Source organism: Kitasatospora sp. CB02891, assembly GCF_002803145.1.
GTDB classification, from domain to species: Bacteria; Actinomycetota; Actinomycetes; order Streptomycetales; family Streptomycetaceae; genus Kitasatospora; species Kitasatospora griseola.
In genome coordinates, this window is record NZ_NNBO01000008.1 from 334570 (window position 1) to 354875 (window position 20306).

Sequence of the window (20306 nt, forward strand, 5' to 3'; positions counted from 1 at the left end):
CCCGTCACCCTCCCTTCGGGTTGTTGACCGGGGCCTGGGACTGCGCGGGCGGACCCGCCTGCCGACCCGGGCCGGCGGGCCGGGACGCGTGCGCGGCGATGCCCGGGGCCACCCCGCCACCGCCACCGGCGCCCGGGGAGCCGCCCCCGGCCTGCGGGCCGCCACGCGAGCCGTGGGTCGAAATGCCCTGCTTCACAAAGTTCGCCGGGCCGTTGATCATCGCACTGCCCGCCTGCACCGCACTCGCCCGGGCCCGCCGCATCGACAGCATCTCGTCACCGAAGCCCGGCACGAACCGGTACACCGCGGCACTCGCGAAAATCGACAGGAACAGGATCGCCAGCCCGCTCAGCACCCGCGCGAAGTCGTCGTCCGCGCCCGTGCCGGTCGCCACCGCACCCGCCAGCCCCAGGATGATCACGATGATCGGCTTCGCCAGATCGATCGCCAGCATCATCGCGGCCCACCGGCGCACGTGCTTCCACAGCTGCTTGTCCACCAGCCCCGCGTACACCGCCGTCCCCAGCAGCGCGCCCACGTACAGCATCGCCGCCCGGATCACCAGCTCGATCCACAGCACCGCCGCGGCCAGCACCGCCACCAGCGACACGATGATCAGGATCAGCGGGCCACCGCCCATGCTGCCCTTGTCCAAGGTGTCCGCGAACCCGCCCAGGTACGTCCCCGTGTCGGACTTCGTCCCCGCCGCGATCGCATCCGTCATCCCGTCGGTGACGGTCACCACCGTGAACAGGATCAACGGCGTGAACGCCGAGGCGATCACCGTCAACCACAGGAACCCGACCGCCTCACCGAACGCCTGCCCCAACGGGGCCCCGCGCACCGCCCGCTTCGTCACCGCCAGCAGCCACAGCACCAGCGTGACCACCGTCGACACCGCGAACACCACCGCGTACTGCTGCAGGAACGCCGCATTGGTGAAATCGACCTTCGTCGTCCCGTCGATCGCCCCCGCCAACTGCCGCACCACCCAGGCCGCCGCCTGCGCACACCCCTTCGCCAACGAGCCCAGCGGGTCCGTCACCGAGGTGACCGTGTCCCCTCCGACCACCTGCGCCCCGGGGGGAGCGCACTGGCTCCCGGCGCCGGGCAGCGGCACGTTCTGGGCCTGGCAGGTGGACGACGGGGAGGGCGACGGATCGGCAGCGACCCGCTGCGCGACCACCAGCGCCGTGAGTTGAAGACTGCTCAGGGCGGCGCCGAGCACCCCGGCCCGGCCCAGGAAACGCAGTCTGGACGCGTCAGCGGGCATAGCGGAACCCTCCGAACTGCTGGACGGCATCGGCGATCTCTTTCGCGGTGGCCGCCTGGTTGTCGCCCGGCAGGGGGGCGGGGCCCGCGGCGCGGGAGTAGTCGGTGAGCTTCCAGTCGCTGCCGGTCCAGCGCATGGTGATGGTCAGGGTGTACCAGTCCTGGCTGACCGGGAGGGTGGAGTCCTCGCCGGCCAGGCCGTAGAGGCCGGTGCACCAGACGTCGACCTTGGTGGCGGTGTCGGCGCTGTTGGTGGTGCGGGTGCCGACCGGGACGATCCGGCTGACGAAGAGCTGCCCCTTCGGGGCGCGGCCCTGCGCGTCCAGGCCGAACCGGGTCACCGTCTCCGGCGAGAACGCCTGGTCCAGTCGGGACTGGAGGGTGGGGAGGACGGTGGGGTCGGCGAGGGTGGCGAGGACGGTGTGGCGGGTGTCGGGGCGGAACATGTCGGTGGAGCCCAGCGCGACCGCGTAGTTGGCGGCGGCGGACTGCGCCCCCTGATCGGTGTGGGGGTAGCCGGTGGCGATGCCGTTGGCGGTGGTGGTGACGGGCTGTTGGCCGGTGGCGGCGGTGCGGTCGGCGGCGGGGGCGGTCCCGTTGCGGGCGCGGTCGCCGGAGCTCGCGGCGGGGTTGCGGCCGGGGACGGCCTTGTCGCGGTTGGCGATGGCGACGGCGACGACCAGCAGGGTGACGACGCCGAGGATGGCCAGGAGGGTGCGCAGGGGACGGGCCTGACGGCCAGTCACGGGGGCGGTCTGTTCGGCGACCGGTAGCCGCGTACGGGTGTGCGGCTGGTCGTCGGACAACGGCACGGGGGCCCTCCTGGTGCGGCGCCTCCGCGTGGGGGGTGCGGCGGCGTGACGGGTGTTCTCGGTGTCGGCGCGCGGACCGTGGACCAGCGCGGATGGGACGGAAGTTGTCCGATCGTCAGATGGCCATGCCGTAGACAATGGTGAACAGCGTGCCGAGCGAACCGATGATGAACACGCCGGTCAGGCCGGCGATGATCAGCCCCTTGCCCTGTTCGGCGCTGAACGTGTCACGCATCGCGGTGGCGCCGATCCGCTGCTTGGCAGCGCCCCAGATGGCGATGCCCAGGCAGAGCAGGATGGCGACGGCCATGACGACCTGGACCATCACGCGGGCCGAGGAGCCGAGCGAGGCGAACGGGCCCCAGTCGGGGGCGATGCCGCCGATGATGGTGTCGATGTTGGCCTTCTTCGGCGGGTCCTCCGCCAGGTACCGGATCGCACTGCTGTCCACGTTCAGGTTCATCCCATCTCACCGCCCGATCAGGAAAATTCAAGGCCCCGGACCACGGTCGAGCGAAGGGGCAGGTCCTATTCTTGGCCAGATCTGACGTCGACTTGGCTGCTTCTCGCGGATTGCTCGTGGCGGCCGGACGCCTCCGCCAGGATGTCCGGTAGTTCGAGGATACTGCCCGCCCCTGGTATCTGTGATGATTGCACCGGGCAATAACGCAACAGGGCAGGGCAGCTGACGATCCGTCGGGATGGTGCGGGATGGCGCTCGGGAAGGCTCGACTCGCTGGTGCCGCCGTCGCGGTGGTGGCCATCGGGTTCGTCGGAGTGGTGACGCTGGGGACGTACGCGGCCAGTGGGGTACCGGAGCGTTCCGGCCAACTGTCGCTGTCCAGTGGAACGGTGCCGGCGCAGTACCGACCGCAGATCCAGAAGTGGGGCGCGCTCTGCCCGGAGATCTCCGCGCCGCTGCTGGCCGCGCAGCTGTACCAGGAGAGCGGCTTCGACCCGAACGCGAAGAGCCCGGTCGGGGCGAACGGGCTGGCGCAGTTCATGCCGGGCACCTGGAGCACGTCCGGCGTCGACGGCGACGGCGACGGCAAGCGGGACGTCTGGAACCCGAGCGACGCGATCGCCTCCGCCGCCAGCTACGACTGCGAGCTGGCCAAGGACGTCGCGAAGGTCCCGGGCGACCCGCAGGCCAACATGCTGGCCGCGTACAACGCCGGGCCGTACGCGGTGATCAAGTACCAGGGCATCCCGCCGTACAAGGAGACCCAGGGGTACGTGAAGAGCATCCAGTCGCTGGCCAAGTCGTTCACCGCGCCGCCCGACCCGGGCGTGCAGCTCGCGCTGTCCAAGGAGGCCGCGGGCGCGATCTACTTCGCGCAGAGCAAGCTCGGCATCGACTACATGTGGGGCGGCACCGGGCAGACCTGGGAGGACGGGCGGTTCGACTGCTCGGGCCTGACCCAGGTGGCGTTCAAGAGCGTGGGCATCGACCTGCCCCGGGTGGCCAACGACCAGTGGTACAGCGGGCCGCACCCGTCCCGGGACCAACTCCGGCCCGGCGACCTGGTGTTCTTCGCCAACGACCTGGAGGACCCGCGCACCATCCACCACGTCGGCATCTACGTCGGCGGCGGCTACATGATCGACGCCCCGCACACCGGCGCCAAGGTCCGCTACGACACCATCAACCAGCGGGACTACATCGGGGCGACCCGGGTCACCCCGGACGGCGCGGCCGCGCTGCCCACCCGGAACAAGAACGACGGCACCATCACGGCGAGTCAAGGACCGGCAAAGAGCTGACGAACCGTCCGCTAGGCATGTGCATGCGGGGTGGACGCTGAGTCAAGTTTGCATAACAGCACGTTTCGACGGAACCCCCGACCGCCCCGATCGCGTTGACTCAGGAGGCTGCCGGACGTCCGCACCCGGCCGCACGGACCGGTGACACTGCGGAGATGCGGACAGGGAGGTGCGGCGTGCCCACGCTGCTCGCCGATGCGGGAGCCGGTTCGGGCGACCCCGACCTCGGCCTGCTCAAGGCCGTCAACAGTCTGGCCGCCGACGCGCCCGGCTGGCTGGACTCGCTGGTCGCCTGGACCGCCGAGTACGGCATCCTGATCGGCCTGGCCGCGATCGGCCTGACCGCCTGGCTGAGCGCCCGCCGCCGGCCCGACGCACCGGTCGCCGTCGCCGGCGTGCTGTGGGCGCCGATCGCGGTGGCCATCTCCGAGCTCGCCAACCTGCCGATCTCGGCCATCGTGAACCGGCCCCGCCCGTTCGTCGACCACCCCGAGATCGACGTGCTGGTCCCCGGCAAGGAGGACACCCTCTCCTTCGTCAGCGACCACTCCGCGATGTCGATGGGCATCGCCGTCGCCCTGTTCCTGGTCAACCGCAAGCTCGGCGCGGCCGCCGGCGCGCTCGCGCTGCTGCAGGGCTTCTGCCGGATGTACGTGGGCGTGCACTACCCGACCGACGTGATCGGCGGCTACGCGCTGGCCACCGCCGTGGTGCTGCTGCTCGCCCCGATCGCGATGGCCGTGCTGGTGCCGCTCTGCCACGCGCTGTCCCGCACGGCGCTGCGCCCGCTGGTGGTGGCCAAGGCCCCGGCGGCGGCCGGCGGCCGACGCCGGTCGGCCGCCCCGGCCGGCGGCCGTGCGGCCCGCCTGCGCCGACGTGGGGACCGCGACCGGGACTCCGACCTGGCCGCCTGACAGCCCGCCGGATCAGGCCCGCGGAGCCTCTCTCAGTCGTCCGGCTCCGGGTCGGCCTGGTGCGCGGCCGCGTCCCGCCGGGCCTTGTCGCGGGAGCGCCGCCCGGGAGCGAACCAGCCGCAGTCGCACTGCGCGAAGCAGAAGGAGCCGCGCTCCACCACTTCGGTCCGATGGTCGTTCCGCGCTGCCACGCCGGTCGTCTCCGGCTGCCGGTCTGCCACAGCAGTCACGGTAGTCCTCCCGGGCCACCCGGCGGAACGCGTCTCCCGGAGTTCGCCGTACGTAACCTTCCGCGCCCCAACTCGTTTGCCTGGCAGGCGCGCTGTCCATCCGGGACGGCTGCTGGCCGGGCCGTCCGGGGCCAGGGGGTTGTCGAAGACGTGAAGAAGCTCAACCGGGCCGCCACCGCGGCCGTGCTCGCCGGCCTGCTGACCGCCTGCACCGGCGGCGGGCAGAACCAGGACAGCTCGGCCGACCAGCTGTCCGCCGACCCGCTGACCGCGGTGCGCTCCGCCGCCGACATCACCGGCCGCACCGGTTCGGCGCACGTCGCCACCGAGCTGAGCACCGAGTCCGCGGAGAAGAAGGCGGTGTTCCATGGCACCGGCGGCTACGACTACGTGAAGCGGCTGGGCCGGCTGGAGATCGACGTCCCGCCGGGGGCCGCCACCAACGGGAGGATCACCGAGGTGGTGCTGCCCGGCACGGTCTACCTGCAGAACACCGGCGCCAAGATCCCCGAGGGCAAGTGGGTCAAGCTGGACGTCCGCCAGCTCCCGGACGGCAACCTGGTGAGCTCCGGCGCCACCGATCCGGCGACCGCGGCGGGCGCGCTGCGCGGCGCGCAGACCGCCGACCTGGTCGGCAGCGAGACGGTCGACGGCGTGGAGCTGAAGCACTTCAAGGGCACCCTGGACCTGGTGAAGGCCGCCGACGCGACCGGCGGCCGCGGCGCGGACGGCCTGCGGATGGCCGGGCAGACCTTCACGGTGAAGGAGGTCCCGTACGAGGTCTGGCTGGACGGCCAGGGGCGGCTGCACAAGGTGGTGGAGAACTTCACCTTCGCCGGGGTGGCCGGCTCCACCGCCGCCAAGGACCAGGTGAAGGTGGTCTCCACGCTGTCGCTGACCGACTTCGGCAGGCCGGTGGACGCCGCCGAGCCGTCCGCCGCGGACCTCTGGTCGATGAAGCCCTCGCCCTCCCCGAAGTGACCGCCCCACCCGTTTCGGACACCAGAGATGGCCCGTCCGTGCCATGTGGGCCGGCCTCCCGCTGCCTACGCTGGTACGGGGTCGGGTCGACACGGACGGGGCGTGGAAGGGGTGGAGGCCAATGGCAACCGGGGAGAGCGGCACCGGCGGCCACGACAGCACGGCGCTGGACGAGATCGACCTGGCCGGTGAGCTGATGATCGCCGCCTCGGCCAGCCGCGCGGAACGGCTGGCCGCCGAACAGATCGACGAGGTGCTGCTGCGCAGGGACGACGAACGGCCGTCCGGCACGGACGGCTGATCGGGCGTCAGCGGGCGCTGCGGCTCAGGTGCGCAGCAGCCGCGCGATGGCCGCGCTGGCCTCGGCGACCTTGGCGTTCAGCTCCTCGCCGCCGTCCTCCGCGGCGGCTGCGGCCGCCACGCAGTGCGCCAGGTGCTCCTCCAGCAGGACCAGCGCGAAGGACTGGAGGGCCTTGGTGGAGGCGGAGACCTGGGTGAGGATGTCGATGCAGTAGACGTCCTCGTCGACCATCCGCTGCAGGCCGCGGATCTGACCTTCGATCCGGCGCAGTCGCTTGAGGTGTGCTTCCTTGTCGCCGCTGTAGCCGTGGGGCCCGGCGCCCTGCCCCGCTCCGTGGCACGCCGGTGGGGTGTCGGTGCTGGGGGTGTCGATGGTGGTCATCCCGGTCCGCCCTCTTGGTTTCGGTACTCGGCCCTCCCCCGGCCTTCGGCCGGGAGGTGCCCCCAGTCTCCAACATCCGGCACCGGCCTGGTGTTCCGCCGTCCGGGCGTCAGCTCAGAGATCCCCGTGCAGAGCGGGAGCAAACCGGCGTGTCCTGGGACACACTTAGGGCGCGCGTCGGCAGCCCCGTACCCGGACACGGCATACGTGCGCCTAGCATCGTCAAGTACCGACCCCGCACATCGGAGATTTCCGTGCGTTTTAGCCTGACCCCGAAGGAGACGAGCTTCTACGACATGTTCGCCGCCGCGGCGGAGAACCTTGTCGTCGGATCGAAGCTCCTGCTGGAACTACTGGGCTCGGACGTGTCCGCCCGCGCGGAGATCGTCGAGCGCATGCGCGCCGCCGAGCACGCCGGGGACGACACCACCCATGCGATCTTCCACCAGCTGAACTCGTCCTTCATCACGCCGTTCGACCGGGAGGACATCTACACGCTGGCGTCCTCGCTGGACGACATCATGGACTTCATGGAGGAGGCCGTCGACCTGGTCGTGCTGTACGACATCGAGACCCTCCCGAAGGGCGTCGAGCAGCAGATCGAGGTGCTGGCCCGGGCCGCCGAGCTGACCGCCGAGGCGATGCCCAACCTGCGGTCGATGTCGAACCTCACCGAGTACTGGATCGAGGTCAACCGGCTGGAGAACCAGGCGGACCAGATCCACCGCAAGCTGCTGGCCCACCTGTTCTCCGGCCAGTACGAGGCGATCGAGGTGCTGAAGCTCAAGCAGGTCGTGGACGTTCTCGAAGAGGCCGCCGACGCGTTCGAGCACGTGGCCAACACGGTGGAGACCATCGCCGTCAAGGAGTCCTGAGCTCCGTGGACATGGCAGCACTCATCGTCGTTGTCGGCGTGGCGTTCTTCTTCACGTACACCAACGGCTTCCACGACTCCGCGAACGCCATCGCCACCTCGGTCTCCACCCGGGCGCTGACCCCCCGGGCGGCGCTGGCGATGGCCGCGGTGATGAACCTGGCGGGCGCCTTCCTCGGCAGCGGGGTGGCGAAGACCGTCTCCGAGGGGATCATCGAGACCCCGACCGGTTCCAAGGGCATGGCGATCCTGTTCGCCGCCCTGGTCGGCGCCATCGCCTGGAACCTGGTGACCTGGTACTTCGGTCTGCCGTCCTCCTCCTCGCACGCGCTGTTCGGCGGCATGGTGGGCGCGGCGCTGGCCGGCGGTACCGAAGTGATCTGGCACGGGGTGATCGATAAGATCATCCTTCCGATGATCATCTCGCCGATCGTCGGCCTGATCGGCGGCTTCCTGGTGATGCTGGCGATCCTGTGGATCTTCAAGAAGGCCAACCCGCACAAGGCCAAGCGCAACTTCCGGGTGGCGCAGACCGCCTCGGCGGCCGCGATGGCACTGGCACACGGCCTGCAGGACGCCCAGAAGACCATGGGCATCGTGGTGATGGCCCTGACCATCTCCGGCCACCACTCCGGCACCGGCATCCCGATCTGGGTGAAGATCTCCTGCGCCATGATGCTCTCGCTGGGCACCTACGCGGGCGGCTGGCGGATCATGCGCACCCTGGGCCGGAAGATCATCGAGCTGGACCCGCCGCAGGGCTTCGCCGCCGAGGCCACCGCCTCCGCGGTCATGTACACCACCTCGTTCGTCTACGCGGCGCCGATCTCCACCACCCACGTGATCACCTCGGCGATCATGGGCGTGGGCGCCACCAAGCGGGTCCGGGCGGTCCGCTGGGGCGTGGCGAAGAACATCGTGATGGGCTGGTTCATCACCATGCCGGCGGCGGCGATCGTGGCCGCAGCGATGTTCGGCATCACCAACCTGCTGGTCCTCTAGACCGGGCTCCGGCACGGCAGTACGGCGGAAGGGCCCGCCCCCACAGCACGGGGGCGGGCCCTTCGTCGGCTCCGCGGCGGCACCGCCATGCAGCACCGCGGAGCAGCTGGTGCGCTCCACCGCCGGGAGGCGGCGGGGCCGGTCAGCCGAAGCGGCCGGAGATGTAGTCCTCGGTGGCCTGGACCGACGGGTTGGAGAAGATCCGCTGGGTGTCGTCCAGCTCGATCAGCTTGCCGGGCTGGCCGACGCCCGCCAGGTTGAAGAACGCGGTGCGGTCGGAGACGCGCGCCGCCTGCTGCATGTTGTGGGTCACGATCACGATGGTGAACTGCGACTTCAGCTCGCCGATCAGGTCCTCGATGGCGAGGGTGGAGATCGGGTCGAGGGCCGAGCAGGGCTCGTCCATCAGCAGCACCTCGGGCTCGACCGCGATCGCCCGGGCGATGCACAGGCGCTGCTGCTGGCCGCCGGACAGACCCGCGCCGGGCTTGTTCAGGCGGTCCTTGACCTCGTTCCAGAGGTTGGCGCCCTGCAGGGACCGCTCCACCACGCCGTCCAGGACGGACTTCTTCTTCACGCCGGCCAGCCGCAGGCCGGCCACCACGTTGTCGTAGATCGACATGGTCGGGAACGGGTTGGGCCGCTGGAACACCATGCCGACCGAGCGGCGGACGGCGACCGGGTCGACGTTCGCGCCGTACAGGTTCTCGTCGTCGAGCATCACCTTGCCCTCGACCCGGGCGCCGGGGATCACCTCGTGCATCCGGTTGAGGGTGCGCAGGAAGGTGGACTTGCCACAGCCGGAGGGGCCGATGAACGCGGTCACCGAGCGGGGCTCGATGGTCATCGAGATGTCCTCGATGGCGCGGGTGGAGCCGTAGTAGGCGGACAGTCCGCTGACGTCGATGCGCTTGGCCATGATCTTTCGTCTTCTCTCGTCTGTTCGTACGTCAGTCGGTGTCAGCGTCCGCCCTTGGGCGAGCGCCAGCGTGCGATGCCCCGGGCGATGAGGTTGAGCCCCATCACGAAGGCGATCAGCACCAGCGCCGCGCCCCAGGCGCGCGAGTAGCCGAACTCGTTGTTGACCTGCGAGTACTGCTGCCAGATGTAGAGCGGCAGCGACTGCTGAGGCCCGTTGAACGGGTCGCTGTTGATGAAGTCGGCGCCGAACACCAGCATCATCACGGGGGCGGTCTCACCGGTGATGCGGGCGACCGCCAGCATCACACCGGTGGTGATTCCGCCGATGGCCGTGGGGAGGACGATCCGCAGGATGGTCTTCCAGCGCGGCACGCCCAGCGCGTACGAGGCTTCCCGGAGCTCGTTCGGGACGAGCTTGAGCATCTCCTCGGTCGAGCGGACCACGACCGGCATCATCAGGATCGCCAGCGCGAGGCTGCCGGAGAAACCGGAGTACTCGAAGCCGAGGAGGATGTTCCAGAGCGAGAGGATGAACAGACCGGCGACGACCGACGGGATGCCCGTCATCACGTCGACGAAGAAGGTGACCGCCTTGGCGAGCCGGCCGCGGCCGTACTCCACCAGGTAGACGGCGGTGAGCAGACCGATCGGCGCGGCGATCAGGGTGGCCAGCAGGACCTGCTCGACGGTGCCGATGATGGCGTGGTAGATGCCGCCGTCCGGGCTGAGGGTGGCGACGACGCCCTTCATCGAGTGGCTGAGGAACTCGGGGGTGATCGCCCCGATGCCCTGCTGCACGGTGTAGAAGGTCAGCGAGACCAGCGGCACCACGGCGCAGATGAAGGCGACCCACACCAGCGAGGTGGCGAAACGGTCCTTGGCCTGCCGGCGGCCCTCGACCGAGGCCGAGACGGCGTAGCTGGCGGCCAGGAAGAGCAGGGCGGAGATCAGGCCCCACTGCAGGTGGCTCTTGAGGTCGGCGACGGCGCCGACGGCGCAGCCGAGGACGATCGAGCCCCCGGCGATGCCGGCGGGCGCCCAGCGGGGCAGCCGGGCCGCGGTCAGCCGGTGGCTGAGCTGCGGAGGAGTGGCGTCGGTGACGGTGACGGTGGTGCTCATGCGCCCACCTCGCCGGCGCTCGGCGAGCGCTTCGCACACGCGCACCTCTTGATGATGAACTCACTTCGCTCGCTCATGCGGCGGCCCCCGAGTACTCCTTGCGGCGGGCGATGATGACGCGGGCGGCGCCGTTCACCAGCAGCGTGATCACGAACAGGACGAGGCCGGAGGCCATCAGCGCGTCCCGGCCGAGCGGCTGGGCCTCGTTGAACTTCAGCGCGATGTTCTCGGCGAAGGTGCCGCCGCCCGGGTCGAGCAGGTGCAGCGAGAGCTTGCTGTTGGTGGACAGCACGGTGGCGACCGCGATGGTCTCGCCGAGCGCGCGGCCCAGGCCGAGCATCGACGCGGAGATGATGCCGGGGCGGCCGAACGGCAGCACCGCGGTGCGGACCATCTCCCAGCGGGTCGCGCCGAGCGCGAGCGCCGCCTCCTCGTGCATCCGCGGGACCTGGCGGAACACCTCGCGGGTGACCGCGGTGATGATCGGCAGCACCATGATCGCCAGCAGGATGCCGACGGTGAACAGGTTGCGCGCCGGGACACCGGAGTTGGTCTGGCCGAAGATGTACGTCCAGCCGAGGTACTGGTCCATCCAGCTGGTCAGGCCGTCCATGTGCGGCACCAGGAACAGCACGCCCCACAGGCCGTAGACGATCGACGGGACGGCGGCCAGCAGGTCCACCAGGTAGGCGAACGGCTGGGCGATCCGGCGCGGCGCGTAGTGCGAGATGAACAGCGCGATGCCGACCGCGACCGGGACCGCGATGGCCATCGCGATGAGCGCGCTGACCAGGGTGCCGAAGGTGAGCACGGCGATGCCGAACACCGGCTTGGCGGCGTCCGGCGTCCACTCGAAGGTGGTGAGGAAGTTGCCCTCGTTCTTGCCCAGGGCGAGGGCCGAGCGGTAGGCCAGGAAGCCTGCGATGGCGGCCATGACGACCAGCAGCAGGACACCCGCACCGCGGGAGAGGTTGAAGAACACGGCGTCACCGCGGCGGCTGTCGCCGCGGCGTCGTGGGGTCCGTCCCCGCGCGTCGGCGGGGGAGGAAGTAGTCATGATCGTTTACTCCGGTCTGGCGGCGCTGCCCCGCGGAGGGCGGCACCTTGGCGGCGGTGCCCCGGACGTTCTGGTGGTGGGTGGTGCGGGTGGTGCGATCGGTGCGCTGCCCGGCCGGGCGGCCCCGCCCCCTCCTTCGGGGGCCGCCCGGCCGGTCGCCGCTCAGCCTCAGGCGAGGGCGTCGATCTGGGTCTTCACCTTGCCGGCGAGCTCCTTCGGCAGCGGCACGTAGCCGACCGCACCGATGGCCTGCTGGCCCGCGTCGCTGACGGTGTAGTTCAGGAAGGACTTCAGGGCCGGCAGGGTCTCGGCCTTGTTGCCCTTGTCGCAGACGATCTCGTAGGTGACCAGGGTCAGCGGGTAGGCGCCCTCGGCCTTGGTCGCGTAGTCGATGTCCAGCGCCAGGTCCGCACCGGTGCCGACGACCTTGGCGTTGGCCAGCGAGGTGGCGGCGTTGGCGGCGGTGGCCTCGACCGGCTTGGCGGCGCCGGTGGCGATGGCGGCGCTGTTCAGCTTGTTGGTCTGGGCGTAGGACAGCTCGACGTAGGAGATCGAGTTCTTGACCTGCTTGACCTGGGCCGCGACACCGGCGGAGCCGTTCGCGGACTGGCCGCCCTGGCCCGCCCACGCCTTGGCGGCCGGGTACTTCCAGTTGCCGCCGCCGGCCTTGGCCAGGTAGGCGGTCAGGTTCTGGGTGGTGCCGGAGTCCTCGGAGCGGTGGATCGCCTGGATGTCGGCGGCCGGCAGGTTGACGCCCGGGTTCAGGGCGGCGATCGCCGGGTCGTTCCACTTGGTGATCTGCGAGTCGAAGATCTTCGCCAGGGTCGGGCCGTCCACGACCAGCTTGTCGACACCCTCGACGTTGAAGACGATCGAGATCAGGCCGCCGACCATCGGCAGGTCGATGCCCTGGCCACCGGTGCAGACGGCCTTCGAGGCGTCGATCTCGGACTGCTTCAGGGCGCCGTCGGAGCCGGCGAAGGCGACCTTGCCCTGGTTGAACTGGGTGACGCCCGCGCCGGAGCCGCCGCCGCCGTAGGTGAGGGTGGTGGTGGAGCAGGCGGCGCCGTAGGCGGCCTTCCAGACGTCGATCGCCGGGGTCTGCGCGGTCGAGCCGGCCGCGAGCAGCGCGCCGCCCTTGTCGGCGCAGGCGATCTTGGCGGCCGCGGGGGCCCCGGAGGACGAGCCCGTGGTGGTCTTGGTGTTGTCGTCCGTGCCGCACGCGGACAGCGACAGCGTGGAGACGAGCGCGACGGCACCGATGGCGAGGGCCTTGGAGCGGCCGTTCCGCAGGTTCACAGGGTGTCCCTTTCTGAGGCAATACCGGTCTCCGAACGACCGGATTTGCTGTGGTCCGGGGCCCTTCCGGCCCTCCGGTAAACCCGAAGTTAGGCAGAACAGGTGACGCGTCAGCCCGTCGCAAATGAACGGGGAGTGAACCTCGGACGGATGTCAGGAAACCTTGGCCGGTAGTAACGGTTGCGTCACAGGTCGGGCGCGGGCAGATCACCCGGCCGCGGGACCGCGCCTCACCCGTGCGGGACGGGGCCCGGCTCCCGGTCGAGCAGCAGCTCCAGCAGCGCGTCGATCAGCACCCGGTCGCGGGCGTGCGTCAGCCGCTCCTTGGCCCGCCGCGGCGGCAGCCACTCCAACAGGTCCACCTCACGGTTCGGCCGGAACGCCCCGCCGGTCGGCACCGCCGCCCAGTACCGGACCTCCTTCGGCCGGCCCTGCACGAGGTAGTGCTGGGTCGGCAGCTCCGGGCCCAGCACGCAGCGCATCCCGGTCTCCTCCCGCACCTCGCGCAGCGCCGCGGTCCGCCAGCCCTCTCCCGGGTCGAGCTTCCCCTTCGGCAGGCTCCAGTCGTCGTACTTGGGCCGGTGCACCAGCGCCACCCGCGGCTTCTTGCGGCTGCCGTCCTTGCGCAGCGGCCCCGGCACCCACAGCACCGCGCCCGCCGCCAGCACCGTCGACCGGGCGCCGACGGCCGGACGGCGGTCGGTGCGGGCGCCGCCCGCCCGGGCTCGGGCGGACGGGGAGGTGTGATCGGGCAACTGCGGCACGCGGTCCGTCCGGAGAGGGGATCGAGGGTTCAGTCCGACACCACCGCGGCCGGGCCGGCCAGCCCGGGGGCCACCGCCGGCCACTGGCGCCCGAAAGCGTACCGGGCGGCCTCCACGTCCAGCCGCTGATCGGCGTGCACCACGCCCAGCACGTACGCCGTCGCCGGGGTGATCCGCGGCGTGCGGGCGGCCGTGGCGGCCGTGACCGCCGCGTCCGACGCCTCCTGGTGGTGGCCCAGCACCCGGTCCAGCTCCAGCAGTTCGCCGTCCGGCGCGCTGCACACCTCCAGCGCGTACCGGGCCCGCTTCACCAGGATCCGGGCCCGCAGCCACGGCGCGTCGTCCGCCGCCAGCGCCACGTCGGCGTCCGCCGCGCCGCGCGGCGCCGGCACCAGGTCCGGCTCCGTCCCGGCCGCGCCCAGCCGGTGCAGCCCGGCCCCGGCGTACGCCTGCGCGGAGCGCTGCCACGGCAGCCGCTCGGCCGCCGCGACCAGCGCGCCCAGTGCCGCCGCGGTCCGCGGGAGCAGCGTCACCGCCGGCTCGGCGGCGGCCTCCGGCACCAGCGGCACCTCGCCGGCCAGCAGCGTCATCCGGTCGGCCAGCGCGTGCAGCCGGGCCGAGCGCAGCTCCTGCAGCAGCGCGGTGTGCGCGCGGGTGCGGGCCAGCGTCAGCTGGCGTTCGAGCAGCGCCCGGGCCTTCGGCGCGCCCGGGTGGCCGGCCAGCATGCCGGCCCCGTCGGGGGCGGTGTCGGCCAGCGAGTCGAGGGCGCCGAGCAGCCGGTCGGCGCGGCGCCGGTAGCCGGGTTCCTGCGCGAGCAGGTCGATCAGCCAGCGCAGTTCGGTGCGCGACTCCTGCGCCCACGCCGGGTCGAAGACCGGCGCGAAGGTGTGCAGGGCCCCGCCGATCCGGCGCACCGCGCGCAGCAGGTCGTCCGCGGCCTGTGCCGACGCCGGGAGCGCCCCCGGTCTCGACCCGGCCTCGCCGACCGCCTGCGGCAGGGCGCGCAGGAACACGCCCGCCTGGGCGGTCAGGTAGCCGGCAAGGACCTCCCCGGCGGTCGCGGCGCGCGCCACCGGGGCCGTCGTCGGCGCATCGGTCATGGCTGTGGCTCTCCCCGATTCCGTCCCCGGGCCTGCCCCGGGGCTGCATGCCGCCCGCGCCGGGAGGCTCCCGGCGCGGGCGGGGTGCCGCTCAGCGTGCGGCGGCGGAGCCGCGGTTGCGGCGGCGTGAGTCGATCAGCAGGTCCTGGACGTGCCGCAGCGGGCGGCCTTCGGCGTCCTGCGCGTGGCGGATCCAGGCGCCGTCCGGGCCGAGGTGCCAGGAGTCGGTCTCGTCGGAGACGCCGAGGTCCAGCAGCCCGTTCAGTTCGGCCCGGTGCGCCGGGTCGGTGACCCGGACCAGCGCCTCGATCCGGCGGTCCAGGTTGCGGTGCATCATGTCGGCGCTGCCGATCCACACCTCCGGGTCGCCGCCGTTGCCGAACACGAACACCCGGGAGTGCTCCAGGAACCGGCCGAGGATCGACCGCACCCGGACGTTCTCGCTCAGGCCCGGCACGCCCGGCCGGATCGCGCAGATGCCGCGCACCCAGACGTCCACCGGCACCCCGGCCTGCGAGGCCCGGTACAGGGCGTCGATGACCACCTCGTCGACGATCGAGTTGACCTTGATCTTGACGAAGGCGGGCCGGCCGGCCCGGTGGTGGGCGATCTCCCCGTTGATCCGGGCGACCAGGCCGTCGCGCAGCCCGCGCGGCGCGGTCAGCAGCCGCCGGTACGACTCGCGGCGCGAGTAGCCGGACAGCCGGTTGAACAGGTCGGAGAGGTCCGCGCCGACCTGCGGGTCGGACGTCAGCAGCCCCAGGTCCTCGTACAGCCGGGCGGTCTTCGGGTGGTAGTTGCCGGTGCCGACGTGCGAGTAGCGGCGCAGTGTGTCGCCCTCCTGGCGGACCACCAGCGACAGCTTGCAGTGCGTCTTCAGCCCGATCAGGCCGTACACCACGTGGCAGCCGGCCTCCTCCAGCTTGCGGGCCCACTTGATGTTGGCCTGCTCGTCGAAGCGCGCCTTGATCTCCACCAGCACCAGCACCTGCTTGCCGGACTCCGCGGCGTCTATCAGCGCGTCCACGATCGGCGAGTCGCCGGAGGTGCGGTACAGCGTCTGCTTGATCGCCAGCACGTGCGGGTCGGCGGCGGCCTGCTCCAGGAACGCCTGCACGGAGGTGGAGAACGAGTCGTACGGGTGGTGCAGCAGCACGTCGCGTTCGCGCATCGCGGCGAAGATGTCCGGCTGGGAGGCCGACTCCACGTCGATCAGGCCGCGCGCGGTGCCCGCCACGAACTTCGGGTACCGCAGCTCGGGCCGGTCCAGGTCGGCGATGCCGAACAGGCCGGTCAGGTCGAGCGGGCCGGGCAGCGGGAAGACCTCCGCCTCGGTGATGTTCAGCTCCCGCACCAGCAGGTCCAGGATGTACGGGTCGATGGACTCCTCGACCTCCAGGCGCACCGGCGGCCCGAAGCGGCGCCGCATCAGCTCCTTCTCCAGCGCCTTCAGGATGTTCTCGGTGTCGTCCTCCTCCACCTCCAGGTCCTCGTTGCGGGTGACCCGGAACGCGTGGTGGGCGAGCACCTCCATCCCCGGGAACAGCTCCTCCAGGTGCGCGCCCATCACGTCCTCCAGCGGCACGTACCGCTGCGGCGAGGCCTCCAGGAAGCGCGACAGCAGCTGCGGCACCTTCACCCGGGCGAAGTGCTTGTGCCCCGACACGGGGTTGCGCACCACCACCGCCAGGTTCAGCGACAGCCCCGATATGTACGGGAACGGGTGCGCCGGGTCGACGGCCAGCGGCGTCAGGACGGGGAAGATCTGCTGCCTGAACAGCGTGTGCAAGCGGGCCTGCTCGGTCTCCGCCAGGTCCGGCCAGCGCACCAGCTCGATGCCCTCGGCCGCCAGGTCCGGCAGCACCTCCTGCTGGAAGGTGGCCGCGTGGCGGGCCATCAGCTCGCGCGAGCGGCGCCAGATCAGGTCCAGCACCTCGCGCGGCTGCAGCCCCGACGCCGACCGCTGGGCGACCCCGGTGGCGATCCGGCGCTTCAGCCCCGCCACCCGCACCATGAAGAACTCGTCCAGGTTGGACGCGAAGATCGCCAGGAACTTGGCCCGTTCCAGCAGCGGGATGTTCGGGTCCTCGGCGAGCTCCAGCACCCGCTCGTTGAACGCCAGCCAGCTGCGCTCGCGGTCCAGGAACCGGCCCTGCGGCAACTCCGTCCCTTCCGCGCCGTGCCCGTCCGCGCCACCCGCCTGGAACGCCGACGCCACCGCGGCCGGCAGTGCGGCGGTCGCCCGCGCCTGCTCGGCCGGCGCCGCCGGCTCGGCCTTGGCACGCGCCGCGGCCCGCGGCTTCGTCTCCTTCGCCGGATCCTTGGCCGCGGCCCTGCCGCCGGCCCGGGACCCGGCCTTCCCACCGGACCGGACGGCCGGCTTCTGCTCGGTGCTGGACTCGGCGACGGCCGAGTCGGGGACGGGGCGCGGGATGCTCATCAGTTCCAGCTCCTCCTGCAGGACGCGGTCCCGGCGGGACGAAGGACACGCCTCCGCATGCTGATCGTCCTCGTCGACCCACGACCACCCACCCGGCGCAGCCGGAACCGGCCCGGCCGGGCGGCGGGTGGAGCGGTGACGCGGACGGGGCAATACGGACGACATTCTGTGATCTTCGCGGCGCCAATTGAATCCACGGTAAACACCGCATGGCCGGGAGGAAAGCTGAGTCCGTCACCCCTGTGGCGGTTACCGGACGGCCCCGTCCGCCCGGCGACCGCCCGGCTCAGCGGCCTGCCGAGGGCTCCCAGCGGTACATCAGGTCCACCTCGTGGACGGCGAAGCCCAGGCGCTCGTACACCCGGACGGCTGCCGCGTTGTCCGCGTCCACGTACAGCATCACGGTGGGCAGCCCGCGCTCCAGGATCAGGTGCCGCAGGCCCGCCGCGGTCAGCGCCTTCCCCAGGCCCCCGCCCTGCTCCGCCGGGTCCACGCCGACCACGTAGACCTCGCCCAGGCCGTCCGGCTGGATCTTCGTCCAGTGGTAGCCGACCAGCCTGCCGTCCCGTTCGGCCAGGAAGAAGCCCTTCGGGTCGAACCACGGCTCGGCCATCCGCTCCGCCAGGTCCTGCTCGGTCCACGAGCCCTGCTCAGGGTGGTGCGCGAACGCCAGCGCGTTGAGCGCCAGCCAGGCCTGCTCGTCCCGGCCCGGCTCGAAGGTCCGCAGCTCGACGCCGGCCGGCACCGCCACCGGCTCCGGCGCCTCGGCGGTGCGCCGCATCTGTCGCAACTCCCGCACCAGCACCGCACCGTGGACTTCGGCGAGGTGCCGGGCGGCCGGCAGGCCACCGTGCGCCCAGAAGTTCAGCTCGCCGTCCGCCCCGTCCAGCACCGCGTGCACCAGGGCCCCGCCCAGGCCCCGGCCGCGCTCGGGCGGGGCCACCGTCAGCTCGACCGTTCCCGGATGCTCGCCCTCGACCTGGGCGTATCCCGTGACCCGGCCGTCCGCCAGCTGCACCAGGTGCCGCACCCCCGGACGGGGGCGGTCCGGGCGGATGCGCAGTCGGCCCGCCTCCGAGACCGCCTCCCGGCCGTCCGTCCGGGCCGCCTCCGCCAGCAACTCCCGCACCGCCTCGGCCTGCTCCGCCGTCAGCACCTCGACGCGTTCGACCCGGCCCCCACCTGACGTGTTCTCAGCAGTCTGCATACTGCCGAGCGTACGTCCTCCGACCCGCTTTCAGGAGGCCGTGGTGCCAGTGCCCGCCACGGGCCAGGCCGCCATCGCCAGTTCGGCCGTCGCCGTCAGCTCCGCCGTGTCCGCGCCGTCCCGGGAGCGCTGCGACATGCCTTGCAGGACGGCACCGAAGTAGCGCGCCAACGCGGTCGGATCCGCGTCGGCCGGCAGCTCCCCGAGCCGCTTCGCGGTGGACAGCCGCTCCTCGAAGCCGGCCAGGTTCGCCGCCCGCAGGTCCCGCAGGAACACCGCCACCTCGTCGTCCTGGGCGGCGACGTTGGCGGCTGCGCTGATCACCAGGCAGCCCGCCGGGTGCGCCGGATCCGAGTAGACCCGCGCCGCCTCCCGCAGGACCCGGACGAACGCCGCCCGAACGGTCGGCTCCTCCGCGAACGCCACCCCCACGAACTCGCCCGCCGGGGACTGCTGGTACGCCCGCACCACCTCGCGGAACAGCGACTCCTTGTCGCCGAACGCCGCGTAGAGGCTGCCCGGCTTGATCCCCATCGCCCCGGTCAGCTCGCCCACCGAGGTCGCCTGGTAGCCCCGCTCCCAGAACAGCCTGGTCGCCGCCGTCAGCACCGCCGCCCGGTCGAAGGCCGGCGGACGGCCCCGCCTCGCACCTGCAGTCGTCGTCATGCCACTCATTTTAGAGCGATCACTCAAGAAAGTGCGCGGCCCGTGCTACGTTCTTTCTTGAACGGTCACTCAAGAACTGAGAGATGGGTCAACCACCATGTCTGCACGCGCACTTGACGGCAAGATCGCCCTGGTCACCGGTGCCTCCCGCGGCATCGGCCGCGGCATCGCCGAACGCCTCGCCCAGGACGGCGCCACCGTCGCCCTCGGCTACGCCCGCGACCACGACGCCGCCACCAGCGTGCTGAAGAAGATCCACGCCGACGGCGGCCGCGCCTTCCTGGTCCACGCCCCCCTCGGTAGCCACGGCGACGCCGCCCGTCTCTGGGACGCCTTCGACCGGGCCGGCCGCGAGTACTCCCCCGACGGCAAGCTCGACATCCTGGTCAACAACGCCGGCATCGGCCGCAGCTCCGCCCTCGCCGAGCTCACCGAGGCCGAGTTCGACGAGGTCTTCGCGGTCAACGTCCGCGCCCCGTTCTTCCTCACCCAGCAGGCGCTGCCCCGGCTCCGTGACGGCGGGCGCATCATCAACATCTCCAGCGGCGTCGCCCGGATCGCCATGCCCGAGATCATCGCCTACAACGCCACCAAGGGCGCCCTCGACAACTTCACCCTCAACCTCGCCGCTCAGCTCGGCCCCCGCGGCATCACCGCCAACTCCGTCCGCCCCGGCATCGTCGACACCGACGTCAACGCCTCCTGGCTCCGCGACAACCCGGCCGCCCAGGCCCACGCCGCCGGCCTCTCCGCCCTCGGCCGAATCGGCCGACCGGACGACATCGCCGACATCGTCGCCTTCCTAGCCGCCCCCGACTCCCGCTGGATCACCGGCCAGACCATCGACGCCACCGGCGGCTCCCACCTCTGACCTCCGGGCGCCCTGATCCGCTCCGGCCCGATTCCCCGAAAGTCCGGGAACGCGAAAAAGCCCCCCGCCGTAAAGGCGGGGGGCTTCTTCTGAAGAATTGTTCGGCGGCGTCCTACTCTCCCACAGGGTCCCCCCTGCAGTACCATCGGCGCTGTGAGGCTTAGCTTCCGGGTTCGGAATGTAACCGGGCGTTTCCCTCACGCTATGACCACCGAAACACTATGAAACTGTCGAACCGGAACCCGCACACCCCACACAGGGTGGGGCGGGGTTCTGTTCGTGGTTTCAGAACCAACACAGTGGACGCGAGCAACTGAGGACAAGCCCTCGG

21 protein-coding genes and 1 rRNA gene are annotated in these 20306 nt (G+C 71.5%); 7 read left to right on the forward strand and 15 right to left on the reverse strand.

The annotated features are described in order from the left end of the window. Positions 1-4 precede the first annotated feature (4 nt). The 3 genes from CG736_RS20370 to CG736_RS20380 all read right to left on the reverse strand — a co-directional run bounded on the left by CG736_RS20370 (position 5) and on the right by CG736_RS20380 (position 2547). Positions 5-1273: a hypothetical protein gene (locus CG736_RS20370; protein ID WP_232734083.1), complete on the reverse strand. Its 1269-nt coding sequence runs from the start codon at positions 1271-1273 to the stop codon at positions 5-7. After that, the gene (locus tag CG736_RS20375) at positions 1263-2018 is read right to left on the reverse strand and encodes a hypothetical protein (RefSeq protein WP_157815662.1); all 756 of its coding nucleotides are present in this window, start codon (positions 2016-2018) and stop codon (positions 1263-1265) included. Before CG736_RS20375 ends, CG736_RS20370 begins: the two co-directional genes overlap by 11 nt. Before the next feature lie 181 nt (positions 2019-2199). Further along, positions 2200-2547, reverse strand: coding sequence for a hypothetical protein (locus CG736_RS20380; RefSeq protein ID WP_043915564.1), 348 nt, complete (start codon positions 2545-2547; stop codon positions 2200-2202). Positions 2548-2795: 248 nt separating this feature from the next. Here CG736_RS20380 and CG736_RS20385 point away from each other — a divergent pair, with 248 nt between their 5' ends. Continuing rightward, positions 2796-3848, forward strand: a complete 1053-nt coding sequence (locus CG736_RS20385; protein WP_100587605.1) for a bifunctional lytic transglycosylase/C40 family peptidase — start codon at positions 2796-2798, stop codon at positions 3846-3848. Positions 3849-4024: 176 nt separating this feature from the next. Continuing rightward, complete coding sequence (locus tag CG736_RS20390) at positions 4025-4762, forward strand: phosphatase PAP2 family protein (protein WP_083462610.1); 738 nt, start codon at positions 4025-4027, stop codon at positions 4760-4762. A gap of 32 nt (positions 4763-4794) precedes the next feature. Here CG736_RS20390 and CG736_RS20395 read toward each other — a convergent pair whose 3' ends face one another. Further along, positions 4795-4983, reverse strand: a complete 189-nt coding sequence (locus tag CG736_RS20395) for a hypothetical protein (protein WP_100587606.1) — start codon at positions 4981-4983, stop codon at positions 4795-4797. 159 nt (positions 4984-5142) lie between these two features. Between CG736_RS20395 and CG736_RS20400 the strand changes: the two genes are divergently transcribed. Next, on the forward strand, positions 5143-5973 hold the full coding sequence (locus tag CG736_RS20400) for a hypothetical protein (RefSeq protein WP_100587607.1): 831 nt from the start codon (positions 5143-5145) through the stop codon (positions 5971-5973). 121 nt (positions 5974-6094) lie between these two features. Further along, positions 6095-6274, forward strand: a complete 180-nt coding sequence (locus CG736_RS20405; protein WP_100587608.1) for a hypothetical protein — start codon at positions 6095-6097, stop codon at positions 6272-6274. A 24-nt stretch (positions 6275-6298) separates the two neighbouring features. Here CG736_RS20405 and CG736_RS20410 read toward each other — a convergent pair whose 3' ends face one another. Further along, positions 6299-6655, reverse strand: a complete 357-nt coding sequence (locus tag CG736_RS20410) for a metal-sensitive transcriptional regulator (protein WP_100587609.1) — start codon at positions 6653-6655, stop codon at positions 6299-6301. Positions 6656-6909: 254 nt separating this feature from the next. Between CG736_RS20410 and CG736_RS20415 the strand changes: the two genes are divergently transcribed. Both CG736_RS20415 and CG736_RS20420 read left to right on the forward strand, forming a co-directional pair. After that, on the forward strand, positions 6910-7530 hold the full coding sequence (locus tag CG736_RS20415; protein ID WP_100587610.1) for a DUF47 domain-containing protein: 621 nt from the start codon (positions 6910-6912) through the stop codon (positions 7528-7530). 5 nt (positions 7531-7535) lie between these two features. Beyond that, entirely contained in the window at positions 7536-8531 is a 996-nt protein-coding gene (locus tag CG736_RS20420) for an inorganic phosphate transporter (protein WP_100587611.1), read from the forward strand. A gap of 142 nt (positions 8532-8673) precedes the next feature. On the opposite strand, the gene pstB is transcribed toward CG736_RS20420, so the two are convergent. The 9 genes from pstB to CG736_RS20465 all read right to left on the reverse strand — a co-directional run bounded on the left by pstB (position 8674) and on the right by CG736_RS20465 (position 19104). Continuing rightward, positions 8674-9450 (reverse strand): phosphate ABC transporter ATP-binding protein PstB, encoded by a 777-nt coding sequence (pstB, locus tag CG736_RS20425; protein WP_043915557.1) that lies wholly within the window; start codon positions 9448-9450, stop codon positions 8674-8676. A 41-nt stretch (positions 9451-9491) separates the two neighbouring features. Then, on the reverse strand, positions 9492-10571 hold the full coding sequence (gene pstA / locus CG736_RS20430) for a phosphate ABC transporter permease PstA (protein WP_100587612.1): 1080 nt from the start codon (positions 10569-10571) through the stop codon (positions 9492-9494). A gap of 73 nt (positions 10572-10644) precedes the next feature. Continuing rightward, a complete protein-coding gene (gene pstC / locus CG736_RS20435) occupies positions 10645-11628 on the reverse strand; it encodes a phosphate ABC transporter permease subunit PstC (protein ID WP_100587613.1) in 984 nt (327 codons plus the stop codon). Between the two features lie 168 nt (positions 11629-11796). After that, positions 11797-12927 (reverse strand): phosphate ABC transporter substrate-binding protein PstS, encoded by a 1131-nt coding sequence (pstS, locus tag CG736_RS20440; protein ID WP_100587614.1) that lies wholly within the window; start codon positions 12925-12927, stop codon positions 11797-11799. A 230-nt stretch (positions 12928-13157) separates the two neighbouring features. Beyond that, on the reverse strand, positions 13158-13682 hold the full coding sequence (locus CG736_RS20445) for an NUDIX hydrolase (RefSeq protein WP_198520555.1): 525 nt from the start codon (positions 13680-13682) through the stop codon (positions 13158-13160). 38 nt (positions 13683-13720) lie between these two features. Further along, the gene (locus CG736_RS20450) at positions 13721-14791 is read right to left on the reverse strand and encodes a CHAD domain-containing protein (protein ID WP_100587615.1); all 1071 of its coding nucleotides are present in this window, start codon (positions 14789-14791) and stop codon (positions 13721-13723) included. Positions 14792-14882: 91 nt separating this feature from the next. Then, positions 14883-17231 carry an RNA degradosome polyphosphate kinase gene (locus tag CG736_RS20455; RefSeq protein WP_100587616.1) on the reverse strand — a complete coding sequence of 783 codons (2349 nt, stop codon included), beginning with the start codon at positions 17229-17231 and terminating at the stop codon, positions 14883-14885. A 286-nt stretch (positions 17232-17517) separates the two neighbouring features. Beyond that, on the reverse strand, positions 17518-18438 hold the full coding sequence (mshD, locus tag CG736_RS20460) for a mycothiol synthase (protein WP_100587617.1): 921 nt from the start codon (positions 18436-18438) through the stop codon (positions 17518-17520). A gap of 30 nt (positions 18439-18468) precedes the next feature. Continuing rightward, positions 18469-19104, reverse strand: coding sequence for a TetR/AcrR family transcriptional regulator (locus CG736_RS20465; RefSeq protein ID WP_369880226.1), 636 nt, complete (start codon positions 19102-19104; stop codon positions 18469-18471). Positions 19105-19201: 97 nt separating this feature from the next. On the opposite strand from CG736_RS20465, the gene CG736_RS20470 reads away from it, so the two are divergent. After that, positions 19202-19975 carry a glucose 1-dehydrogenase gene (locus tag CG736_RS20470; RefSeq protein ID WP_100587619.1) on the forward strand — a complete coding sequence of 258 codons (774 nt, stop codon included), beginning with the start codon at positions 19202-19204 and terminating at the stop codon, positions 19973-19975. A 99-nt stretch (positions 19976-20074) separates the two neighbouring features. Here CG736_RS20470 and rrf read toward each other — a convergent pair. Continuing rightward, positions 20075-20191 (reverse strand): 5S ribosomal RNA (gene rrf / locus CG736_RS20475). Positions 20192-20306: the final 115 nt, after the last annotated feature.